This is a genomic window from Kitasatospora sp. NPDC091257 (genome assembly GCF_044757675.1).
GTDB lineage: Bacteria > Actinomycetota > Actinomycetes > Streptomycetales > Streptomycetaceae > Kitasatospora > Kitasatospora lactacystinica.
The window spans coordinates 1-4,560 of sequence record NZ_JBIVVI010000750.1 but is presented as its reverse complement, the minus strand read 5'-3'; the positions used below and the strand labels follow the sequence as shown (position 1 = coordinate 4,560).

2 protein-coding genes are annotated in these 4,560 nt (G+C 75.8%); both read left to right on the top strand.

Annotation, left to right across the window (positions count from 1 at the left end; genetic code table 11):
- The first annotated feature begins 117 nt into the window (after nucleotides 1–117).
- The gene (locus ACIQOV_RS28780; RefSeq protein ID WP_401053413.1) at nucleotides 118–3,468 is read left to right on the top strand and encodes a right-handed parallel beta-helix repeat-containing protein; all 3,351 of its coding nucleotides are present in this window, start codon (nucleotides 118–120) and stop codon (nucleotides 3,466–3,468) included.
- The coding region (locus ACIQOV_RS28775) for a S8 family serine peptidase (RefSeq protein ID WP_401053411.1) at nucleotides 3,465–4,560 on the top strand (1,096 nt) is incomplete at its 3' end. The genes ACIQOV_RS28780 and ACIQOV_RS28775, both read left to right, overlap by 4 nt.

The window sequence follows — 4,560 nt, the reverse complement described above, 5'->3', positions numbered from 1 at the left end:
CACCACCGGGAACGTCCGAAGGCAGTTCACCGCGAGCGGGTTCAGCAGGCCGTTCTCCCGGTCCGTCAGCCCTGAACCACCGAACAACAACGCCCCACGACGAAGGGAACCCCAGGCATGTCGCGCCCGGTGCTGACGGTCTGCGCGGAGCAGCGGGAGCCCGGCTCCTACCGCACGATCGGCGAAGCCCTCCAGGCTGCCCGCAGCGGCGCGGTGATCTCGGTCCGCCCCGGCCGGTACGACGAGAACCTGGTGCTCACCAAGGTGGTGAGCATCACCGCCGAGGACGTCCGGGGCAGCGTGCGGATCAGTCCCCGCCGCGGTTCGGTGGTCCAGGTGCTCACCGAGGCCGTCCAGCTCACCGGCCTGGTGCTCCAGGGGCAGGACGACGACCTGCCCGCCGTCGACGTCCCGCGCGGCCAACTGGCCATGCAGGACTGCGAGGTGATCGGCAACGCGTGGACCGCCGTGCTCACCCGCCAGCAGGGCGAACTCGCCATGCGCGGCAGCCGGGTGACCAACCCGGCCGGAGCCGGGCTGGTGGAGACCTCCACCGGCACCAGCGTGATCGAGGACAGCGTCATCGAGCACCTGGGCACCTCGGCCGTGGTCATCGGCGAGCGGGCCAACCCGACCGTCCGGCGCTGCGTGCTGCGCGACGCGCGCGGCAACGGCCTGTGCGCCAACGGCGAGGCGCGCGGCCTCGTCGAGGACTGCGAGATCTCCGCCACCGACAAGCCCGCCGTCGCCCTGGAGGAGCAGAGCACCACCCGGCTGCTGCGCACCGAGATCCGGGACAGCGCGCTCGGCGTCTTCATCGGCTCCACCGCCCGGGTCGTGCTGGAGGACTGCACCGTCACCGCCGTGCGCGCCCACGGCTACGTCCTCACCAACGGCACCGACCCGCTGCTGCGCCGCTGCCGCGCCGTCCGCCCCCAGGGCCACGGCCTGCACATCGCCGGCCGGGCCCGGGGCACCCTGGAGGACTGCGAGGTGACCGCCCCCGCCCTGGCCGGCATCCACGTCGGCGAGTCGGCCGGGCCCAGCCTGGTGCGGGCGGTGGTGCGCGACGCCGGGACGGACGGCGTCGAACTCACCGGGGAGAGCGCCGCCGAGTTCGACCGCCTGGAGGTCCGGGACGCGGCCGGCGTCGGCATCGTGGTGCGCGACGGCGCCAACCCGCTGCTGCGCCGCAGCACCGTCACCGCCGCCGGCGGCCACGGGATCGAGGCGCTGCGCGACGGGCGCGGCCGGCTGGAGGACGTCACCGTCGTCGACGCCGGTGGGCACGGGGTGCGGATCGCCGACGGTGCCAACACCTACCTCGGTGGCAGCCTGGTGCGCGGCAGCGGATCCTGCGGGATCTCGATCGGCGCCGAGGGCATCGTCACCCTGCGCGACGTCGAGTCCGCCGACAACGCCCTGGACGGCGCCGAGGTCGAGCACGGCGGCGACCTGACCGCCACCCGCACCCGGCTGCGGACCAACCGGCGGCACGGGCTGCACCTGCGGTCCGGCGCCCGCGCCACCCTGACCGCCTGCCAGCTCAGCGACAACACCGTGGACGGGCTGCGCTCCGACTCCGTGGAGCCCGTGCGGCTCACCGACTGCGTGGCCGCCGAGAACCAGGGCGCCGGGCTGCGGCAGACCGAGCCGACCGACCGTCTCGCCGTGGAGAACCTCGACAGCCGGGACAACCGCTCTCCGGACGCCCACGGCGCGGCGGCCGTCGCCACCACCGAGCCCGGCGCGGCCCCCGCCGGCGACGGGTCGGACGCCCCGGCCGAGGGCGCCGCGGCTCCCGCCCCGGCCGCACCGCAGGGCCCGCAGGCCGTCCTCCAGACCCTGGTCGGGCTGCAGGGCGTCAAGGAGCAGGTCGCCACCCTGGTCAACCTCAACAAGCTGGCCCGGCGCCGGGAGCAGGCCGGGCTGCCCGCCCTGCCGATGAGCCGGCACCTCGTCTTCGCCGGCCCGCCCGGCACCGGCAAGACCACCGTCGCCCGGCTCTACGGCGCGATCCTCGCCGAGCTCGGCGTGCTGCGCAGCGGCCACCTGGTCGAGGTCGCCCGGGCCGACCTGGTCGCCTCGATCATCGGCGGAACGGCCCTGAAGACCACCGAGGTGGTCAAGGAGGCGCTCGGCGGGGTGCTGTTCATCGACGAGGCGTACACCCTGTCGGCGGGCTCCGGCGGCACCGGACCGGACTTCGGCCGCGAGGCCATCGACACCCTGGTCAAGCTGATGGAGGACCACCGCGACGACCTGGTGGTGATCGTCGCCGGGTACGAGGCCGAGATCCGCGAGTTCCTGGCCTCGAACCCGGGCCTGGCCTCCCGGTTCAGCCGCACCGTCGAGTTCCGGAACTACAGCGACGAGGAGCTCACCACGATCGTCGAGCACGCCGCCGCCGGGCACGGCTACGAACTCGTCGAGGGCACCCGGGAGGCGCTCGCCGCGCACTTCGACCGGATGCCCAAGGGCGCCGACTTCGGCAACGGCCGGGCCGCCCGCAAGGTGTTCGAGGAGATGGTCGACCGGCAGGCCTCCAGGCTCGCCGAACTGGAGCACTTCGACAACGAGGCGCTCACCCGGCTGCTGCCCGCCGACGTGGGCGAGCAGGCCGCCGCCGACGAGGCGAAGGCCGACGAACCCGGCCTGCTCGACCGGCTGCGCGCCATGGTCGGCCTCGCCGCCGCCAAGGAGCAGGTCGAGGACCTGGTCAACCTGACCCGGCAGACCCGGCGCCGGGTCGAGGCCGGGCTGCCCGCCGCCACCATCAGCCACCACCTGGTGTTCTCGGGCCCGCCCGGCACCGGCAAGACCACCGTCGCCCGGCTGTACGGCGAACTCCTCGCCGAACTCGACGTGCTGCCCTCGGGCCAGCTGATCGAGACCGCCCGCGCCGACCTGGTCGGCCGCTACATCGGCCACACCGCCCAGCTCACCCGGGACGCCTTCGAACGCGCCCGCGGCGGCGTGCTGTTCATCGACGAGGCGTACACCCTGACGCCCCGCAACGGCTCCGGCGGGGACTTCGGGCAGGAGGCCGTCGACACCCTGATGAAGCTGATGGAGGACCACCGCGACGAGGTCGTGGTGATCGTGGCCGGATACCAGGAGGAGATGCGCGGCTTCCTCGCCTCCAACCCCGGCCTGGCGTCCCGGTTCTCCCGGGAGATCACCTTCGACCACTACGCGGACGACGAACTCGTCACCATCGTCCGGGTGCAGGCCGAGGCCGCCGGCTACACCTGCACCCCGGAGACCCTGGCCGCGCTCGGCACGCTGTTCGCGGCCGTCCCGCGCGACCGCTCCTTCGGCAACGGGCGGTTCGCCCGGCAGGTGCTGGAGGCGATGATCACCCGGCAGGCGGGCCGGCTGTCCCGGCTGGACATCGCGGACCTCGACGAGCTCAGCCTGCTGCTGCCGCAGGACATCCCGGCCGAGCGGATCGGCAGCCTCGCATGAAGCGGGCGCCCCTGGCCCGGGCGGTGGCCGCACCGCTCCTGGCCGGGCTGCTGCTGCCCGTGGCGGGCCCGGCCGCCGCCGACACGCCCGCCGGCCCCGACGCCCTGCCCGGCGTCAGCCAGCAGCGGCGCGACGCGAGCGGCCGGTCGGCCGGCTGCCTGCCGCCGTCCACCAAGGGCACCCAGCTCACCCCCTGGCCGCAGACCTTCCTGAGGCCCGACCGGGTCTGGCCGCTCAGCCGCGGCGAGGGCGTCACCGTCGCCGTCCTCGGCTCCGGGGTCAAGGACGGCAGCGGCCTGCTGGCCGGCCGACTCGACCTGGCCCAGCTGCCCGGCGGCCCCGACCCCGCCCAGGACTGCGTCGGCCACGGCACCTTCCTGGCCGGCCTGATCGCCGCCGACCAGCGCGAGGGCGCGGGCTTCGCCGGCCTCGCGCCGCGCGCCCGGATCCTCGCCGTCCCGGTCACCAACGAGGCCGGAACCCCCTCGGCGGACCTGCTGGCCCAGGGCATCACCGCGGCCGCCGACCGCGGCGCGCGGGTCATCGCGGTCGGGGTGGCGCTGCCGAACGGCACCGACGCCCTGGCCGCCGCGGTCCGCGCGGCGCGCGGCAAGGGCGCGCTGATCGTCGCCCCGGCCGCACCCGACACCGTCCCGACCGACGGCTCCGGAACCGCCAAACCCGTCCCGGCGGTCTACCCGGCGGCCTACCCCGAGGTGCTCGCCGTCCGCGACCTCGCCCCCGGCGGCGCGCTCCCGGACGGCCCCTCGGCCGTCCCGGTCGGCGGCCGGGTCGACCTCGCGGCCCCAGGCGACGCCGTCACCGGCCCCGGCCCGGCCCCCGGCGGCTACTACACCGGCGCCGGCCCCAGCTTCGCCACCGCCTTCGTGGCCGGCACCGCCGCCCTCGTCCTCGGCTACCGCCCGGACCTGACCGTCGACCAGCTGACCCAGCGCCTGGAAGCCACCGCCTACCGCAGCCCCGACCCCCAGTACGGCCACGGCACCGTCGACCCCGTCGCCGCCGTCACCCGCCTCGCGGCCCCCGGCGCCCCGGCCCCGCCGACCGCGGCCGCCGCCCCCACCATGCCCC

Coding starts and splice junctions, on each gene's coding strand:
- ACIQOV_RS28780 (WP_401053413.1), top strand. CDS start 118: ATGTCGCGCCCGGTGCTGACGGTCTGCGCGGAGCAGCGGGAGCCCGGC.